At 56.8% G+C, this 17,047-nt stretch carries 16 protein-coding genes; 9 read left to right on the forward strand and 7 right to left on the reverse strand.

Annotated elements, in window-relative coordinates; genetic code table 11:
• Positions 1–140: 140 nt before the first annotated feature.
• Positions 141–1,535: a phosphoglucosamine mutase gene (glmM, locus tag LC531_RS16775; protein ID WP_223652303.1), complete on the reverse strand. Its 1,395-nt coding sequence runs from the start codon at positions 1,533–1,535 to the stop codon at positions 141–143.
• A 193-nt stretch (positions 1,536–1,728) separates the two neighbouring features.
• Here glmM and mazG point away from each other — a divergent pair, with 193 nt between their 5' ends.
• The 9 genes from mazG (at position 1,729) to LC531_RS16825 (ending at position 10,120) form a co-directional block, all read left to right on the forward strand.
• Positions 1,729–2,565, forward strand: a complete 837-nt coding sequence (gene mazG, locus LC531_RS16780) for a nucleoside triphosphate pyrophosphohydrolase (RefSeq protein ID WP_223652306.1) — start codon at positions 1,729–1,731, stop codon at positions 2,563–2,565.
• A 330-nt stretch (positions 2,566–2,895) separates the two neighbouring features.
• Complete coding sequence (locus LC531_RS16785; RefSeq protein WP_223652308.1) at positions 2,896–3,771, forward strand: MotA/TolQ/ExbB proton channel family protein; 876 nt, start codon at positions 2,896–2,898, stop codon at positions 3,769–3,771.
• 216 nt (positions 3,772–3,987) lie between these two features.
• Positions 3,988–4,620, forward strand: coding sequence for an ExbD/TolR family protein (locus LC531_RS16790; protein WP_223652309.1), 633 nt, complete (start codon positions 3,988–3,990; stop codon positions 4,618–4,620).
• A gap of 72 nt (positions 4,621–4,692) precedes the next feature.
• On the forward strand, positions 4,693–5,187 hold the full coding sequence (locus LC531_RS16795) for an ExbD/TolR family protein (RefSeq protein ID WP_332874869.1): 495 nt from the start codon (positions 4,693–4,695) through the stop codon (positions 5,185–5,187).
• Positions 5,184–6,008, forward strand: coding sequence for an energy transducer TonB (locus tag LC531_RS22745; RefSeq protein ID WP_262903297.1), 825 nt, complete (start codon positions 5,184–5,186; stop codon positions 6,006–6,008). The genes LC531_RS16795 and LC531_RS22745 overlap by 4 nt, the downstream gene beginning before the upstream one ends.
• Positions 6,009–6,184: 176 nt before the next feature.
• Complete coding sequence (locus LC531_RS16810; RefSeq protein WP_223652311.1) at positions 6,185–7,015, forward strand: energy transducer TonB; 831 nt, start codon at positions 6,185–6,187, stop codon at positions 7,013–7,015.
• A gap of 128 nt (positions 7,016–7,143) precedes the next feature.
• On the forward strand, positions 7,144–7,425 hold the full coding sequence (locus LC531_RS16815) for a hypothetical protein (RefSeq protein ID WP_223652312.1): 282 nt from the start codon (positions 7,144–7,146) through the stop codon (positions 7,423–7,425).
• Positions 7,412–8,431, forward strand: a complete 1,020-nt coding sequence (locus LC531_RS16820) for a PstS family phosphate ABC transporter substrate-binding protein (RefSeq protein WP_223652313.1) — start codon at positions 7,412–7,414, stop codon at positions 8,429–8,431. Before LC531_RS16815 ends, LC531_RS16820 begins: the two co-directional genes overlap by 14 nt.
• Positions 8,432–8,503: 72 nt before the next feature.
• Complete coding sequence (locus tag LC531_RS16825; protein ID WP_223652314.1) at positions 8,504–10,120, forward strand: tetratricopeptide repeat protein; 1,617 nt, start codon at positions 8,504–8,506, stop codon at positions 10,118–10,120.
• 73 nt (positions 10,121–10,193) lie between these two features.
• On the opposite strand, the gene LC531_RS16830 is transcribed toward LC531_RS16825, so the two are convergent.
• The 6 genes from LC531_RS16830 to porG all read right to left on the reverse strand — a co-directional run bounded on the left by LC531_RS16830 (position 10,194) and on the right by porG (position 17,047).
• Positions 10,194–11,255, reverse strand: a complete 1,062-nt coding sequence (locus LC531_RS16830) for an RluA family pseudouridine synthase (protein ID WP_223652315.1) — start codon at positions 11,253–11,255, stop codon at positions 10,194–10,196.
• 75 nt (positions 11,256–11,330) lie between these two features.
• A complete protein-coding gene (locus tag LC531_RS16835) occupies positions 11,331–11,951 on the reverse strand; it encodes an OmpH/Skp family outer membrane protein (RefSeq protein WP_223652316.1) in 621 nt (206 codons plus the stop codon).
• Between the two features lie 56 nt (positions 11,952–12,007).
• Positions 12,008–12,697 carry an OmpH/Skp family outer membrane protein gene (locus LC531_RS16840; protein WP_223652318.1) on the reverse strand — a complete coding sequence of 230 codons (690 nt, stop codon included), beginning with the start codon at positions 12,695–12,697 and terminating at the stop codon, positions 12,008–12,010.
• A gap of 147 nt (positions 12,698–12,844) precedes the next feature.
• Complete coding sequence (gene bamA, locus LC531_RS16845; RefSeq protein ID WP_223652320.1) at positions 12,845–15,364, reverse strand: outer membrane protein assembly factor BamA; 2,520 nt, start codon at positions 15,362–15,364, stop codon at positions 12,845–12,847.
• A 17-nt stretch (positions 15,365–15,381) separates the two neighbouring features.
• A complete protein-coding gene (locus LC531_RS16850) occupies positions 15,382–16,128 on the reverse strand; it encodes an isoprenyl transferase (RefSeq protein ID WP_223652323.1) in 747 nt (248 codons plus the stop codon).
• Between the two features lie 154 nt (positions 16,129–16,282).
• Positions 16,283–17,047, reverse strand: coding sequence for a type IX secretion system protein PorG (porG, locus tag LC531_RS16855; protein WP_223652325.1), 765 nt, complete (start codon positions 17,045–17,047; stop codon positions 16,283–16,285).

The following is a 17,047-nucleotide window of genomic DNA, read 5'->3' on the forward strand; positions in this document are numbered from 1 at the left end:
TAGCTTGCCGTTTGGATTAAGCAAAGGGGCTGCGAAAGCAATAACCCTTCTACTCCCACAAAAATTAACGGGCCGCTGATTTAATGTTTGTGAAGTAAGCTCGGCTTTAACATCTGGCAAGCAAAAGCTTATCCTACGTGCTATTTCGTCGAAATAATCTCCTTAATATCGGCAATGATTTTCTGGGCCAGGTGGTCGGCGGTTGCGTTGGAATCCGACTCGGCGTAGATGCGGATAATGGGCTCGGTGTTGGACTTGCGCAGGTGCACCCACTCCTTGTCGAACTCGATTTTGACGCCATCAATCGTGTTGACGGGCTGCTTGGCGTAGCGCTTTTCCATCTCTACCAGCACCAGGTCGGTATCAATTTCCGGGGTCAGCTCGATTTTATTCTTCGAGATGAAATAGCTGGGGTAGGAGCTGCGCAGGCGGCTCATGGTGAGGCCCGATTTCGCCAAGTGCGTCAGAAACAGCGCAATGCCCACCAGCGCGTCGCGGCCGTAGTGTAGCTCGGGGTAGATGATGCCGCCGTTGCCCTCGCCGCCGATAACGGCCTGGGTTTCCTTCATTTTCGTCACCACGTTCACCTCGCCTACGGCCGCGGCGGTGTAAGTGCCGCCGTGCTTCTCGGTCACGTCGCGCAGGGCGCGGGTGCTGCTGAGGTTGCTCACGGTGTTGCCGCCACCGAGCTGGCCCAGCACGTAGTCGGCCACGGCCACCAAGGTGTATTCTTCGCCAAACATCTCGCCGTTTTCGCTCACCAGCGCCAGGCGGTCCACGTCGGGGTCCACCACGATGCCGAGGTCAAAGCCGCCTTTTTCGAGCACTTTAGCGATGTCGCGCAGGTGCTCGGGCAGCGGCTCGGGGTTGTGGGCGAAGTCGCCGGTGGGCTCACAGTGAATTTTTTCGATGGTTTCAACGCCTAACGCGGCCAGCAGTTGCGGCACCGCGAAGCCACCGCAGCTATTCACGGCATCCACCACCACGCGAAATTTTTTGGCTTTAATAGCTGCCGCGTCTACTAGGGGTAGGGCCAGAATGGCGGCAATGTGCTCGGCCAGAAAGGTGTCGTCGGTCGTGTACTTGCCCAGCTTGGTTACCGGCGCAAATTCCACGCTGTCGCTTTCGGCCAGGGCTAGCACCTGCTCGCCGGCCGCGGCTGACAAAAACTCACCCTTCGCGTCGAGCAGCTTAAGGGCATTCCACTGCTTGGGGTTGTGCGAGGCGGTGAGGATGATGCCACCCGCCGCCTGCCGGGCGGGCACAGCCATCTCCACAGTAGGCGTGGTGCTCAGGCCCAGGTCCAGCACGTCGAAGCCCAGCCCTTGCAGGGTCGCGGCCACTAAGCGGCTCACCATTTCACCCGAAAGGCGGGCATCGCGGCCAATAATAATGAGCTTGCCAGCGGCTGGCTGCGTGGCAGCCCACGTGCCGTAGGCCGCCGCGTACTTCACCACGTCGAGGGGGGTAAGCCCCTGCCCGGCGGGGCCACCAATGGTGCCCCGAATGCCGGAAATAGATTTTATGAGGGTCACAGGATATTTCTTTAGCTTTGCAAAAGTAGGCTATTCACCCGGTCGGCGGCCCGTTTTTGGGCCGTTGGCGCGGGCGGTAGGGTAGCTGGCTTTGCCCTATCGGCATGCCTTTTCCTTCCTGGCCCTACCCCTACCCCCCGCCGGTGCCCTTATTCGGCCGCGGCTTTTTTCCACGCTTCAGCTTACTTAATTTATGGAAAACCCCTTGCTTGCCCCTGACCGCCGCCCGGCCCAGCTCGAAGCCTTCGGGCGGCTGCTCGACGTGCTCGACCGCCTGCGCCAGGAGTGCCCCTGGGATAAAAAGCAAACCCTCGACAGCCTGCGCCACCTCACTATTGAGGAGACCTACGAGCTGAGCGACGCCATCCTGCGCCACGACCTGCCCGACCTGAAGAAGGAACTGGGCGACGTGCTGCTGCACCTCATCTTTTACGCCCGCATTGCCGCCGAGCAGGGTGCGTTCGACATCGCTGATGTACTCAACGCGCAGTGCGAGAAGCTCATATACCGCCACCCGCACATCTACGGCGATGTGCGCGCCGACGACGAGGCCGCCGTAAAGCGTAATTGGGAGCAGCTCAAGCTGAAGGAAAAAGGCAATACCGGCGGCGTGCTGGGCGGCGTGCCCACTTCCCTACCCGCCCTGGTGAAGGCTATGCGCATTCAAGAAAAAGCGCGCGGCGCGGGCTTCGACTGGGACGACCCGGCCCAGGTCTGGCTCAAGGTACAGGAAGAATTAGCCGAGTTCGGAGCCGAGTACGGCCACGGCCAGCTACCCGCCGACGTGGCCCAGGCCGCCCGCGCCACCCAGGAATTTGGCGACTTATTATTCTCGCTGGTCAACTTCGCGCGCTTCGCGGGCATCAATCCGGAAGAAGCTTTGGAGCGCACTAACCGAAAATTTATTAGTCGCTTTCAATACCTGGAAGCCGCCGCCAGTCAAGCTGGCCAAGCCCTGCCTGACCTTACGCTCGCCCAGATGGATGCGTATTGGAACGAGGCCAAGCGCACCGAAATTCCTCGCGCTTAACCTCCTGATTTGTCGGCCCTGGCAGCTTAGCACAGCGGGGCCGCCCTCCCCCCCCGCTCAACCTGAGCATGCCCTTGCATTTGCTGTTCCCGAATAATCCAGGCGGCGAATTCACTACCCCCACGGGGCAGGTCGGTGTCTCAGCCAAGCCGCAGTCCTTCAAAAAAAAATTCTACTAAGTCTGGATTTTACTGGCTTCGGCGTAGATTCGGCCCCGAAACAACCGTTTGCGTTCGTCTGGCCGGTTATCGCTTAATTTGCCGACCCTTTGGTATAGCCTTCTTTTTTTACCCCTCAACCAACCCCCCACCTCCTACACTTACTGGACTCATGGAACAGAAAAATGCTGTAAACCCAGGCGCTCGGCCCGCTGCGCCGGCCCCAAAGGCCGCACCCGCCAAGAGCAGCGGTGGTGCCTCGCTGTTTTCGGTCATCGTCATCGTTCTCGCTTTTATCGCTAGCGTTATCATTTTCAAGTTTGTACTTGGTGACCCGAGCCACTTCTTAGGCGGCAACCCCGAAAACAACCCGAAGCCTGGTGACTACCTGGGCATTGTGTATAAAGGGGGCGTTATCGTGCCGATACTGATGACGATGCTGCTCTGCGTAATCGTATTCTCTATCGAGCGCGCCCTCACCATTGCTAAGGCTAAAGGCGATAAAAGCATCGAAGAATTCGTGCGCGGCGTGCGTCAGAAGCTGAATTCTAACGACATCACCGGGGCCATCGCCATCTGCGACCAGCAGAAGGGCTCGGTAGCCAACGTAGTGCGTGCCGGCCTGAAGAAATACCAGGAAATGGGCCGCGAAACCAACATGAACACCGACCAGCGCGTGCTGGCCATCCAGAAGGAAATCGAGGAAAGCACTGCCCTAGAGCTACCCATGCTCGAAAAGAACCTGGTTATCATCTCCACGCTGGCCTCTATTGCCACGCTGGTAGGTCTGCTGGGCACGGTATTCGGCATGATTAAGGCGTTCTCGGCACTGGCCCAGGCCGGCAACCCCGACGCTACGGCCTTGGCCACGGGTATCTCGGAAGCTCTTATCAACACGGCCCTTGGTATCGGTACGTCGGCCTTGGCCATTGTGGCCTACAACTTCTTCACTAGCAAGATTGACGAGCTGACTTATAGCATTGATGAGGCTGGCTTCAGCATCATCCAGACCTTCGCCGCACAGCACGGTAACGCGCGCCAGGTATAATAGCGCAAGCACTGGCTTGAAAAGAGGGGCGGAGGCGTTTCGCCGTCCCCGCCCCAATTTTTTTTCACTGGTACGTGTGCAATTGGTAGCCGGTCGGCATCAGACTTAGTGAGCGGCTCCCAACGCCGGGCTTTCGGGCCCGTGGCCCGCTGAGTTTTCATCCTTTCCCTACCCCCTCGCCCATGACCAGCCCAGTCATTTTAACTTCCCCCGGCAATGCCTAAAGTAAAACCGCATCGCACCTCGCCGTCGCTCGATATGACGCCGATGGTGGACCTGGCGTTTCTGCTGGTAACATTCTTTATGTTGACCACGCAGTTTCGCCCCGACGAAGCGGTAGTCGTAGACCCACCGTCTTCGACTTCCGACTTACGCGCCCCCGAAAGCGACATCCTGACGCTGACCATTGACTCCAAAAAGCGTGTCTTCTTCGGCTACGACAAGGCTCCCATACTGCAAGAGGCCCTGAAAGCCGTAGGTGCCAAGTATGGCGTGACCTTTACTCCAGCTCAATCCAAGCAGTTTTCGCTGCTCCCCAACTTTGGGGTGCCGATTACGCAACTTGGCAGCTACCTCGACAAGGATACGGAACAGCGCAAGGCGCTGAACCCGACCCTAGCAGGTATTCCCTACGACTCGCTCAATAATCAGATGATGGATTGGGTGATAGAGGCTCGCAAAGCCAACGCCAAGCTGTTCCAGAAGCCTACTTTTCTGGTTATCAAGGGCGACGGTGATGCGGACGTGAAAACAGTGCAAACTGTTATCAAAGACTTGCAGGAAAAGGATATTAACCGCTTCAACCTGCTTACGAGCCTGGAAATGAAGCCTTCCTACATCGAAAAATAGTTTGAACTCATGGCTGAAATCCAACAAAAAGGCGGCGACTCCGGGAAGGGAGGCAAGAAACGGGCGAAAAAAATGTCGACTAAAATCGACATGACGCCGATGGTTGACTTGGCCTTCCTGCTCCTGACGTTCTTCATGCTCACGACCACCTTCGCCAAGCCCAATGTGATGCAGCTCACGATGCCGGTGAAGGATAAGAACCTTAAGGACGATGAACAAACTAAAATCAAGGCCTCGCAGGCCATGACGGTTATTCTGGCTCCCGACAACAAAGTATTCTACTTTTTCGGCCTGAACGAGCCCAACGACAAGAGCGTGTCCGTGCCCGAAATTAAGGTTACGGACTTCTCAGCTAACGGTATCCGCAAGGTGCTGCTGGAGCGCCAGCGCCAGCAGCCCGAGCCCATCATTCTGATTGAGCCTTACTCTGTGGACGGTAAGGATGCCAAGTACAAGAATATGGTAGATATCCTGGATGAGATGAACATCACCAATCAGAAGAAGTACGCGCTGATTGACATCCCGAAGAAAGACGTGGAACTCATTAAAAAACAGAACCTGCTATGATGGACAATGCGCAGCTGGCTAATGCCAGCCTGAATGACATCGTATTCGAGGGACGGAACAAGGAGTATGGCGCGTTTCAGTTGCGCCGTACTTACGGGCGCAATGTGTCGCGGGCCCTTATCATCGGCACGATACTGCTGACGGTGCTGGTTTTTATCCCGGCCGTAGCAAAGTTCTTCGAAGACCGTAAGCCCAAAGAGGTGCTCAATCTGAAGGAGAATGTGCTGATGGATGCGCCGCCCTTGGACGAGACCAAGCCCCCGCCCCCACCCCCGCCCCCCGAAGCGCCCCCACCCCCGCCCCCCAAGCTGACGACGGTAAAATTCACGCCGCCGGTAATCAAGAAGGACGAGGAAGTAAAGAAGGAGGAAGTACCTGACCAGGAGGAGCTGAAGGACAAGACGGTAGCTACCGTGACCGTAAAAGGTAACACGGATGCCCCCGACTTGAGTGCTCTGAGTGGTGAGGGAAATAAGGCGGTAGAGGAGGTGGTAGAAAACAAGGTTTACACCTATGTGGAGCAAATGCCGGCTCTGCCTGGCGGTGGCGGCATGGGTGCTATTGTGGCAGCCATCCAAAAAAACTTCCGCTACCCGGCGGTAGACCTGCGCAACCAGGTAGAAGGCCGAGTATTCGCGAGCTTTACGGTAGATGAAAACGGCGACGTATCGGACGTGAAAATCGTGAAGGGCCTCACTGGCACGGTAGACGCCGAAACCATCCGCTCTATCAAGGCGCTGCCTAAGTTTATTCCGGGCAAGCAGAATGGCCGGGCAGTGAAAGTATCGTTTACGGTACCAGTAACGCTGAAAATTCAGTAAGTCACAGAAGTTGATGAAAGCCCCGACTGCCCTGGCAGTTGGGGCTTTTTGCGTTGGTAGGTTTTTATTTTTTAGAGAAAATACGAAAACTGCATGTGGAAAAAATGGGGCGGTAGCATCAATCGGATAGCTGGCTGCCCCCAGCGCCTACCCCCTTCATTTTCCCCATTCCTTCTATGTCGCTGCTCTCCGCTTTTCTGACTGACAACCTCGATGAAATCGTCTTCGAGGGCCGTAACCAGGCCTACGGCGCCTACCGGCTACGGCAAGATTACCAGCACAACCTGGCTTCGGCCGGGGGCATTACTATGGGCTGCTGCCTGCTTTTGCTACTGAGCTGGGCCGCTTGGCGGCACTTGGCTCCAGCAGTGGTACCGATGGTAGCAACTACGCGTACAATAGACCCCTTTCTGGTTGAGGTCAAGCCAGTAGTTATTGAAAAACCTAAGCTAGCCATAACGGCTCCGCCTGCTGCCCGCCGCACGGCGACGCATCCGGCTCCCGTCATGCCCACCGAAGTGGCCAAAGACGATACGCCGCAGCCGCGCCCTACCCCCCCCACCTCAACCCAAGTAGTGGATGGCCCCGTGGGGCCGGCTACGCTCGGGCCGGCTACCCCCACCGACTTGGGCGAGCTGACTAATACGCCCGGCGGTGCGGCAGGTGGCACGGGAACCCCGGCGGCCACCAACGAGCCATTTATCGTTGTAGAGAAGATGCCGGAATTTGCGGGCGGGCAGGCGGCGCTATTGCGCTACTTGCGCGACCACCTGCGCTACCCCGGCGCGGCGCTGGCGGCCGGTGTGGGCGGGCGCGTATTTATGAGCTTCGTGGTGGGTAGCGACGGCAAAATATCGGAGGTGACTATCTTAAAGGGTCTGGGCTACGGACTTGATGAGGAGGCTCTGCGCGTGGTACGTCAGATGCCCGCCTGGACGCCCGGCTATCAAAGCCAGCACCCAGTGGCGGTGCGATTCACCCTGCCAATTACCTTTCAATATCAGTAAAAGGGGTAGGGATAGTAGAAAACTCAGATTTTATGCCCTTTTTTGCAGGCTGAATCCCGGCCCGCGCCGGGTTCCGAACAAATTGGGGGCCGGGGCGGGTTACGGTATTCTATCAGCTTTTCTTTTTTATGCCTGTTCCTACCACCAAAGACCGGCTTGCTACCACTAAAAATCGGCTCGGTTCACCCACCGTATCGGTTGGGCGAATCTTCGCGTTAGTGCGGGCGGTACTACCCATTGGGCTGGGCGTTTTGCTTTGGCTGACTCCCGCTAAGCCGGGCGCGCTGCTCCAGCTCAGCCCGACCATCCGGCTGGGGCTGGCCATTATTTTCGTGCTCTACGGTGCGCTGCGCCTCTTCCGTACTATCCGCACTCAGTTTAGTAAGCCTACCCCCGATGACGTTGACTAACCTTATTTTCCGACCGAGCCAAGCGGTGCTGCTTGTGCTGAGCTTAGCAACCGGCGTGCTAACCAGCTGCCATCCCAACCGCGGGGCCGGCACCAGCGAAGAATCTACTGACACGCCCACCAGTGGACATGTCGGCATTAGCGTAGACGAAACCTTCGCCCCGGTACTGGAATCGCAGGTCGATACGTTTCAGAAGCTTTATGTCGATGCCCACCTCAAGGTTACGTACCAGCCCGAAGACAACGTATTTTTGGATTTGCTCAACGATAAGGTGAAGGTCGTTGTCGCGTCGCGCGAGCTGAACGCCGGCGAGAAAAAGGAGCTGGATAAGCAGAATATGCTGCCTCGCGCCACCAAAGTCGGCATCGATGGTCTAGCCATTATTCTGCACCCCTCTAATCCCGACTCGCTGCTGACGGTGGCACAGCTACGCGGCATCTTCTCGGGCCAGACCACCAACTGGAGCCAACTCAGCGGCCAGAAAAAGCTAGGGGCCATCAATGTGGTGTTTGATGCCAACCGCAGCAGCACCAGCCGCTTCCTGCGCGACACGCTGCTGCACGGCGCGGCGCTGAGTCCGAAAGCCTTCGCGGCGCAATCAAACCCAAAGCTGCTCGACTATGTGGCTACCCACCCCGCAGCCATTGGGGTAGTGGGCGTGAACTGGATTTCGGATTTTGACGACCCTACCGTGCGCGACTACCGGCGGCGCATTCGGGTGGCGAGTATCACGGCCCGCCCTAATCCCAAGCCCAGCGATTATATTCAGCCTTTTCAGGTATACCTGGCCCCGATGACGCCGCAGTTGCTGCGCGACAACCCCGAGCTGCAGCAATACCCGCTGCGGCGCGATATCTACGCTATTAGCCGCGAGGCGCGGGCGGGGCTGGGGTCGGGCTTCGTTTCGTTCGTGGCGGGGCAGAAGGGGCAGCTTATCTTTCAGAAATCGGGGCTGATGCCGGCCAATATGCAGGCCCGCATCGTGACCACTAATAAGCGCCAGTGAACTACCAGGGCCCGACCCGCGTAGTATACCCACGTTACTTTCACCAAAACCTTACCCTTTTTCCCCTTCCGTATGCCTTTTAAGCCTTGGAAACCGCTGCTGCTGACCGCCCTCGCCGTAGGGGCCGGCGCTACGGCCGCCACCGCCCAAAACGTAGCTTCCGCCCAAAAAGCCATTGAGCTGGGTCGCTATAATGAGGCCCGTGCCGACTTGCGCGGTAATACTAGCCCCGAAGCCAATTTTGAGCTGGGCCGCATTTACCAGAAGCGCGACATTGCCGATTCGGCCAGCTACTACTTCAATAAGGCCGCCGGTCCTACCCCCTTTGGGATGATAGCTGAGGGCCGGGCACTGCTCGCTAAAGGCAGTAACGCCGAAGCCGACGCCAAGTTTGACGCCGCCGCCAAAGCCACCAAGAATAAGGATGCCAAGGTGCTGACCATGATTGCGCAGGCCTACGGTGAGTCGGATGTGAAGGACATTACCCGCGCCCTGACCTACGAGAAAGCTGCTGAAGCTGCCAACAAAGGCAAGGACAACCCGGAGTTGATGATTGCCCGTGGCGACATCTACCTGCACTCGGACCAGGGCGGCGGCGAAGCCATGAGCAGCTTTGACCGCGCTACCGCTGCTGATGCCAATAACGCCGAAGCCTACTATAAAAAGGGTGTGCTGAACGTGCGCAGCCGCAACGGAGCCGGCGCGAAGGAAAACCTGGACAAGGCTATTGCGCTCAACCCCAACTATGCGCCGGCTTATAAAGAGCTGGCGGAGATGTATTACTCAGCTGGCCAGTATCCGAAGGCCCTAGAGACTTTTCAGCAGTACCAGACTAAAGCAGAGAAGTCGTCTGACACCGATGCGGAATACGCCTCGTTCTTGTACCTGACTAAGAAGTACCCCGAGTCGTTAGCGGAAATCAACAAGGTACTGGTAGTGGAGCCTAACAACCTGACGATGAATCGCCTAAAGGCTTACACCCTGTACGAAACCAGCGATTATGCTGGCGCTACTACGGCAATGGACCAGTACATGAAAATAGCGCCAGCCGATAAGATTATCCCGGAAGACTATTCATACCAGGCCAAGATTTTACTGAAGTCGGGCCGGAGCGACGAAGCCCTTTCGGTGCTACAAAAGGCTATTTCGCTAACTGCCGACCCGGATAAGAAGGCCGACCTGCAAAATGACCTTGCTACTGCCTACATGGCGAAGAAGGATTATCCGGCGGCTATCAAAATCTACACCGATAAGTTGAAGACGCCGCAAGGCGACCTCACCGACCAATTTCGCTTAGCTAGTGCCTATAATAACAATAAGCAGTACGTGAAGGCCGATAGCGTATACGGCATCATCACCACGGCCAAGCCTACTTACGCGCCGGCTTGGCAGGCTCGGGCCCAGGCCAATTTCTACCAGGATACCGATTCAAAGCAAGGACTGGCTAAGCCTTATTACGAAAAATATATCGAGATAGCCAGTACCGACCCCGAGAAGTATAAGAGCGGTTTGGTTGAGGCAAATAACTACCTAGGGTACTACAACCTGCAAAAGGGTGATAAGCCCACTGCCTCAACGTACTACGAGAAAGTGCTAGCTATCGACCCGACCAACAAGGACGCTACCAACGCGATGAAAATCATCAAAGGTGTACCAGCTCGTAAAGCGACGCCGATTCGCAAGAAATAATGGATTGACTTTCTACAAAGAGGCCCTGCACAGCTTATGCGGGGCCTCTTTCTGCGTTTAGGGGGTAGAGATGCTAGTGGCTCTCGGCCCAGGTTTCCCATTTGGCCAGCGCAGCGGCAAAATCGGCGGGCAGCTCGACTTCAAAGTACTGGTGCGCGCCCGTGGAGGGGTGGGTGAAGCCCAGTGAGCGGGCGTGCAGCGCTTGGCGGGACAGCAGCGCGAAGCAGTTCTCCACAAAAGCCTTGTACGTCCCCGTAGCCTGCCCCGCCCGGATGCGGTCACCCCCATAGGTAGCGTCGCTAAACAGCGGGTGGCCTATATGCTGCATGTGGACCCTAATCTGGTGGGTGCGTCCGGTTTCGAGGCGGCATTCCAGTAGGGTAACGGGGCCATAGCGGCGCAACACGCGGTAGTGCGTCACGGCGGCCTTGCCCTGTTCGCCGTCAGGGTACACCGCCTGCACCTTGCGGTCGCGCAGGCTGCGGCCGATGTGCCCGCGCACGGTACCTTCGTTTTCTTCAAACGCGCCCCACACCAGCGCCAGGTAGCTACGCTCGATGGTATGGTAAAAAAACTGCTGCGAGAGGTGCGTCATAGCCCAGTCCGTCTTACCCACTACCAGCAGGCCAGACGTATCCTTATCGATGCGGTGCACCAGGCCGGGCCGAATCTCGCCGTTACGACCAGTAGGTAGGTTTTCGAGGTGATAGGCGAGGCCGTTGACCAGCGTTCCTTCCCAGTGCCCGTAGGCGGGATGCACTACCAGCCCGGCGGGCTTGTTCACCAGCAGCAGGTCGGCATCCTCGTAGCAAATATCCAGAGGCATTTCCTGCGGAATAACCTTACCCGTGCGCGGCGGCTCGGGCAGCGTGATGGTAATCACATCGGCGGGCCGCACCCGGTAGTTAGGCTTGGTCACGCGGCCGTTCACCTGCACTGCCTCGGCCCGAATGGCATCCTGAATCTTGGTACGCGAGGCGTTAGCCAGCCGGTTGAGCAGAAATTTATCGAGGCGTAACAATTCCTGGCCGCGGTCGGCCACGATGCGATGATGCTCATACAGCTCATCGCCCCCGTCGGTATCGTCCGGCTCCAACTCAGGGTCGGCGGGGGGGTAGGGGGAAGGAGGCAGCATAGCGGAAGAGATTAACAACGCAAAAAAGCCGGAACCTGGGGCTCCGGCTTCTTCAAATTTAAGAGGGGTAGGCGCTTACTTGCGCTTCTTCTGCGGGGCAGCGGGCACCGTAGAGGTAGTTCTTGGCGCTTGGGTGAGCGGCGCAGCCGGTGCGTTGGCGGTCGGCGTGATACCCATTTTCTTCAAAATGATATCAGATACGTCGCCGTCCTTAGGGCCGTGCAGCAGCACTGGGTTGCTACCCGAGTCCGAATTCAGGATGTAGGTATAGCCGTTGTCCGTGGCTACGGCATCAATAGTCTTTTGAATCTTATCCAGCACCGGGCGCAGCAATCCTTGCTGCTTTTGCTGCATCGACTGCTGAGCGCTCTGGCTAAACTCCTGGATACTCTGACCTAGCGTTTGCAGTTCCTTTTCTTTATCAGCCTTGATGACGGGAGTCATCGTCGAAGCGCCCTTCTGGTAGGCTTCCAGCTTGGTTTGGTATTCGCCCTGCTTGCTCTTTACCTGGGCTTCCAGCTGCGTGCCATAAGCTTTCAGGTCCGATTCAATCTGCTTACTTTCGGGCATCTGGCTCAGCACGTATTCCACGCTAGTATAGCCAATTTTAAGGGGAGCCTGGGCCTGGGCGCTCGGAGCGAAAAATGAACCGGCGATTAGCAATGCGGTGGCGAAGGTCAGGTGAAGTTTTTTCACGCGTTTTACGGAGGGAGTCAAGGTTTTGAAAAATTCTGAGTGCAAAGTTAACTATACTAAGGCGTTCGGCCCGGCTTGGCTTTTGTGGCCTTGTCCACTGGCGCTTTAACATCATCGCCCGCGCCCGAATCCGTTTCGAAGGCTGGGTCGGTGCTGGCGGTAGGCGTCTTAGGCGGCATCACCGTTTTCACTGGGCCTTTCGGGCCGGGTTGGTTGCGGGTAGGGCTACCTAGGCCCAGTTCTTCGAGCACAAACTCCGTGTAGTCGTGCGTAGGATTAGCGTAGAGCATGGTCAGGTCGCCGTTGCGGTCAAACATGAAGTCCAATTTACGGAGTTTCACAACTTTCTCCACGGCATCAAAAATCTTGTCCTGCGCGGGCTTGTTCAACTCCACGCGCTTCTTGAAAAGCTGACCCTCGTAACCAAACTGCTTGCTTTCGTAAGCTTTTATTTCCTGCTCTTTTTTGAGAATTTCTTCCTGACGACTCTTTTTCATGGCCTCGGTCAGCACCACTTCCTCCGCTTGGTAGTTACGATAAAGCTTATCGAGGTCTTTTTTCTGGACTTCAATCTCTTTCTGCCAGGTTTCGGTCAGCTTGCTTAGCTCCGTCTGGGCTTGGGCGTATTCCGGCATCTTGCTCATAATGAACTCGGTGTCGATGTAGCCGAATTTCTGCGCCCTGGCCGGGACGAAAGCCCCCAGCAACAGCAGTGCCAGCAGATAACGAGCAACGTGGGTGGTCATAGAAAGAAGCAGATGGGCCGCCGAAACCAGCCTCGGCGGTAGCGGGCACAACGCATCGGCTCAGCTAGTTAGTATCAGCCGCCAGGCAGGGGCAGGCTTTTTGCAAACCGCCCAAGCTAGCTAAAACGTTCAGCTGTCGGCCAGGCACTAGCGAATCTGCTGGCCGATAATGAAGTGGAAGTGGTTGAAATCCTGCGCTGTAGTAGTGCCAGGCGGTGGCACCACCGTATCGAAGGCCCGACCGTAGTCGAAGCCCAGCAGGCCGAATGCTGACATAAAAATGCGCGCCCCGAAGCCCGCCGAGCGATACAGCTTGTAAGGGCTATACTGGCTGTACGTACCCACCGCGTTGCCAGCTTCCGCGAAGCTTAGGATATAGACCGTAGCGGCCGGGTTGAGGCTGACGGGGTAGCGAATTTCGGCCACGTACTTGTTGTAGGCAATGCCGCCGCTCTGGTTGGCTTGCGCCGTAGGGATGGCGTAAGCCCCGTTGGGGTCATCATAGCCGCGTAGGCCGATGTAATCGGTGCCCACCAGAAACGAGCCGCCACCACCGTAGCCCAGGCCCGCACCCCCCATCTTAAAGCGCTCGAACGGTCCTGGGTCACGGTTCTTATTATACGTGCCGATGTAGCCGAAGTGCGCGCGGGTGTTCAGTACCAACTTGCCTACGAGAGGCGTAAACCATGAAGCATCGAACATCCACTTGTGAAACTCGACCCACTCATTGGCGTCAGGATGCGCCCCCTTAAATACTGAGTAGGGCGGCGTCAGGCTCACGCTCAGGCTCAGCGACGAGCCCCGCCGGGTATAGGTCGGGTTGTCGATACTATTGCGAGCCAGCGTGGTATTAAACGTGACGTTATTGGCCGTACCAGTGCTGAAGCCCGGAAACACATTGTAATTTTTTAGATTATACTGGCTGTACGAGAGCGAGTTACTGAGCGAGAAGTAATCGTCGGGCACCCGCAGCTGGCGGCCCAGGCCCACCGTGATGCTATTTGTTTTGAGCGACTGGTTATTGCTAGCATCAAACCGGCTGCCGTAACGCACGATGCTCCGATTCAGGCTCACCGACAGCGACTGCGGCTTGCGCCCGCCCAGCCAAGGCTCCGTGAAGCTGAATGAGTACGCTTGGTATTGAAAACCATTGGCCTGTACGTTCAGGGCCAGGCGCTGGCCATCGCCGGCCGGCACGGGCGTCCAGTTGTGAATGTCGCTGGCTTTACGCAGCGAGAAGTTATTGAATACCAGGCCCACCGTGCCGATAAAGCCCGCGTAGCCACCCCAGCCGCCCGAGAGCGTAATCTGGTCCGAAGGCTTCTCCACCACCGTGTAGTTGATATCTACGGTGCCATCGGCTTGGTTAGGCACGGGGTTAATTCCAATTTTTTCGGGGTCGAAGTAGCCCAGCGTCGCAATCTCGCGCTGCGAGCGGATGAGCAGTTCGCGGTTAAACTTGTCGCCGGGTAGCGTGCGTAGCGTGCGGCGCAGCACGTGGTCCGAGGTCTTGGTATTGCCCGCGATGTTGATGTCCTTTACGCGCGCCTGCACGCCCTCCGAAATGCGCATCTCGATGTCAATCGAGTCGCCTTCGACTTTGGTTTCTACCGGGTCGATGTTGAAGAACAGGTAACCATCGTTCATGTATAGCGAGGTAACATCTTGGCCAGTAGGATTATAGCTCAGGCGCTTATCTAAAATCTCCTTACTGTATGGCGTACCCGGCTTAATACCCAGCACCGAAGACAGCGTTTTGCTATCGTAGAGGTAGTTACCATTCCAGGTGATATGGCGGAAATAATATTTTAGCCCTTCGTCTACTTTCAACTTCACAATCAACCCTTTATCATCGCGCTCAATCGTGTCCGATACTATCGTTGCGTCGCGGTAGCCCTGATTGTTATAAAACTCGACCAGCTTCCTCTTATCATCCTCAAAATCAGAGCGCTGGAACTTACCAGGAGTCAGGAATTTATACGGCTTACGAGCCTTCGTTTTCTTGAACTGCTTGGCCAGCTTCCCATCCGAGAAGGCTTTATTACCTTCAAAATCAATGTCGTGGACGCGTACTTTCTGGCCCTTGTCCACGTCAATCTTCAACGCTACGCTGTTGGAAAGCGCCGAGTCGGCTACCTGGCGAATAGTCACCTTGGTGTCCAGAAAACCCTTGTTAGTGTAGAACTTACGCACCTGCGTGCGGGTATTGGCCAGCAACGCGTCGGTCACCACTTTGCCGCGGATGAGCTTGATTTTCTTATCGATATCGTCGGCCTGCCCTTTGGGAATGCCCTCAAAGGTGAACTTGGAGAGGCGCGGCCGCTCGCGCACGTTGAAGTCCAGAAAAATCTTGTTGCCCTCAGTGCGCGCGACCCCCACCGAAATATCAGCCAGGATACCTTGCGTCCAGATTTTGCGGATGGCCTTGGCAATATCATCGCCCGGCACATTTATCATGTCTCCAATTCGCAAACCCGACAAGCCAATTAGCGTATTGGGGTCCAGGGAGCGGGCTCCACTCACCGTTATACCACCCAACTCGTACTTATGCGGCTCGTCGGTTTCGGGAGGGGTAGCCGCTTCTTGCGCGTGAGCCGGCCGGGCTACCAGCGCGGCCAGCAGCAGTAGCAGGGTAAATAGATGGCTAGAGCGTAGGTATTTACGCATTATCAACGGGAATAACATCAGGATATCGTCAGCTGCTCGCTGGTTTTGCCAAAGCGACGCTCCCGGCCCTGGTAGGCTAATAGAGCATCACGAAAGTGGCTGCGCCGGAAATCGGGCCACAGCACGGGAGTAATATAAAGTTCGGTATAAGCCAGCTGCCAAAGCAGAAAGTTGCTGATGCGCTGCTCGCCGCTGGTCCGAATCAGCAGTTCGGGGTCGGGGATACCGGCGGTTGCCAGGTAGGTAGGTAAGGTAGCTTCGGTGATATCACCCGGCTGGAGCCGCCCGGCCGCTACGTCGGCCGCTAGGCGACGGGCAGCCTGCGTTAGGTCCCAGCGGCCGCTGTAGCTTAGGGCCAGCACCAGCGTCATGCGAGTGCCGCCCTTAGTCAGCTCAGTGGCCTCGGCCAGCTCGCGTTGGCAGTTAGCCGGCAGACTGGTCGTTTCGCCAATGGCTTGCAGGCGTACGCTATTTTTCAGCAACGTACTGGTCTCCTGGCGAATAGTGTGCACAAGTAGTTGCATGAGCGCCATTACCTCCAAGGCCGGGCGGTTCCAGTTTTCGGTCGAGAAAGCGTAAAGTGTGAGGTAGTGCACCCCTAGTTCAGCGGCTTCCTCCACCGTGTCGCGCACCGCCGTAATCGCACTTTGGTGCCCAAACACGCGCAGGCCGCCCCGCTGCTTTGCCCAGCGCCCGTTACCATCCATGATAACGGCCACGTGGGCAGGAATATTAGAGAGGTCAATTGCGGACCGTTCGGCCATTGTTGCGGTTTGCGTATAAGAGCCCGCAAGTTACGCAAAGGGTTGCAGTCCTACCTCACCCATATTTTTTGTCGCCCGCCCGTACCTTCTACCTCATCCAAGCATCGCTTTGATAATCAGCCACTCACCATCCTCCATGAGCATCGCCAGGCTATTACTTTAACAGTCTTTTATTGTGCTTATAAGGCAGCGGGCACAGGATTTTGTAAAAGGTGTACGACAGGCTGACGCCCGAATAGTAGTACCAATCCTGGTCGTGGCTGTTAACTAGTAGTGGCGTCTGGTCGCCAGTATGGTCAAGCTGGTCCGTAAACGTCTTGCGCACGCCCATCTCCAGGCCTACGTTGAAGTGCTCGGTAAGCGCTACTTTGAGGCCCGCGCCGGCCGGAATGGCAATACCTACTTTGCCACCCTGCCGGTTGAAGTCGGCCTGCAACGCCGCATTGTCGGTGCGTACTGTCGTATTAACGTAGTAGAGCGCTACCCCACCAAATAAGTAAGGCGAGAAGTGCATTCGGTGTTGGTCGGCCCGCTGGTGATAGTCCAGAAAATTGTACTCCGCCACGCCGGACACTTCCACTACCCCCCCCGAAAGACGTAGTTGCCGGTAACTTTGGAGCGGCGGCACACCACCGTTCACGCCCTCCACATTGGCATCGGCGGCGCGTAAAAATCCGGCCGTAAAGCCCACCCGCGCAGTGATGGGCGCGGAAATATCCTGCCGGTAAAATACTGTGAGGGCTGGGCGGCTGTTTTGCCACTGCAACTGTGGCGATATCTCGCCCTTGTAGTTCGTAGCCCCTACCCCAATACCGATTTCGCTGGTATGCTGCGCCAGGGCCGGGGTAGCCCAAAAAAAGGCACTCCCCGCCAGCCCAAGGGCGACGGGGAGAGTGGAAGAAAACCGGAAAACGGCCAT

The organism is Hymenobacter psoromatis (genome assembly GCF_020012125.1).
Lineage (GTDB): Bacteria > Bacteroidota > Bacteroidia > Cytophagales > Hymenobacteraceae > Hymenobacter > Hymenobacter psoromatis.

Coding starts and splice junctions, on each gene's coding strand:
- bamA (WP_223652320.1), bottom strand. CDS start 15,364: ATGCGTAAATACCTACGCTCTAGCCATCTATTTACCCTGCTACTGCTG.
- LC531_RS16825 (WP_223652314.1), top strand. CDS start 8,504: ATGCCTTTTAAGCCTTGGAAACCGCTGCTGCTGACCGCCCTCGCCGTA.
- LC531_RS16840 (WP_223652318.1), bottom strand. CDS start 12,697: ATGACCACCCACGTTGCTCGTTATCTGCTGGCACTGCTGTTGCTGGGG.
- LC531_RS16850 (WP_223652323.1), bottom strand. CDS start 16,128: ATGGCCGAACGGTCCGCAATTGACCTCTCTAATATTCCTGCCCACGTG.
- LC531_RS16795 (WP_332874869.1), top strand. CDS start 4,693: ATGTCGACTAAAATCGACATGACGCCGATGGTTGACTTGGCCTTCCTG.
- LC531_RS16785 (WP_223652308.1), top strand. CDS start 2,896: ATGGAACAGAAAAATGCTGTAAACCCAGGCGCTCGGCCCGCTGCGCCG.
- LC531_RS16830 (WP_223652315.1), bottom strand. CDS start 11,255: ATGCTGCCTCCTTCCCCCTACCCCCCCGCCGACCCTGAGTTGGAGCCG.
- LC531_RS16815 (WP_223652312.1), top strand. CDS start 7,144: ATGCCTGTTCCTACCACCAAAGACCGGCTTGCTACCACTAAAAATCGG.
- mazG (WP_223652306.1), top strand. CDS start 1,729: ATGGAAAACCCCTTGCTTGCCCCTGACCGCCGCCCGGCCCAGCTCGAA.
- LC531_RS16810 (WP_223652311.1), top strand. CDS start 6,185: ATGTCGCTGCTCTCCGCTTTTCTGACTGACAACCTCGATGAAATCGTC.
- porG (WP_223652325.1), bottom strand. CDS start 17,047: ATGGCCGTTTTCCGGTTTTCTTCCACTCTCCCCGTCGCCCTTGGGCTG.
- LC531_RS16790 (WP_223652309.1), top strand. CDS start 3,988: ATGCCTAAAGTAAAACCGCATCGCACCTCGCCGTCGCTCGATATGACG.
- LC531_RS22745 (WP_262903297.1), top strand. CDS start 5,184: ATGATGGACAATGCGCAGCTGGCTAATGCCAGCCTGAATGACATCGTA.
- LC531_RS16820 (WP_223652313.1), top strand. CDS start 7,412: ATGACGTTGACTAACCTTATTTTCCGACCGAGCCAAGCGGTGCTGCTT.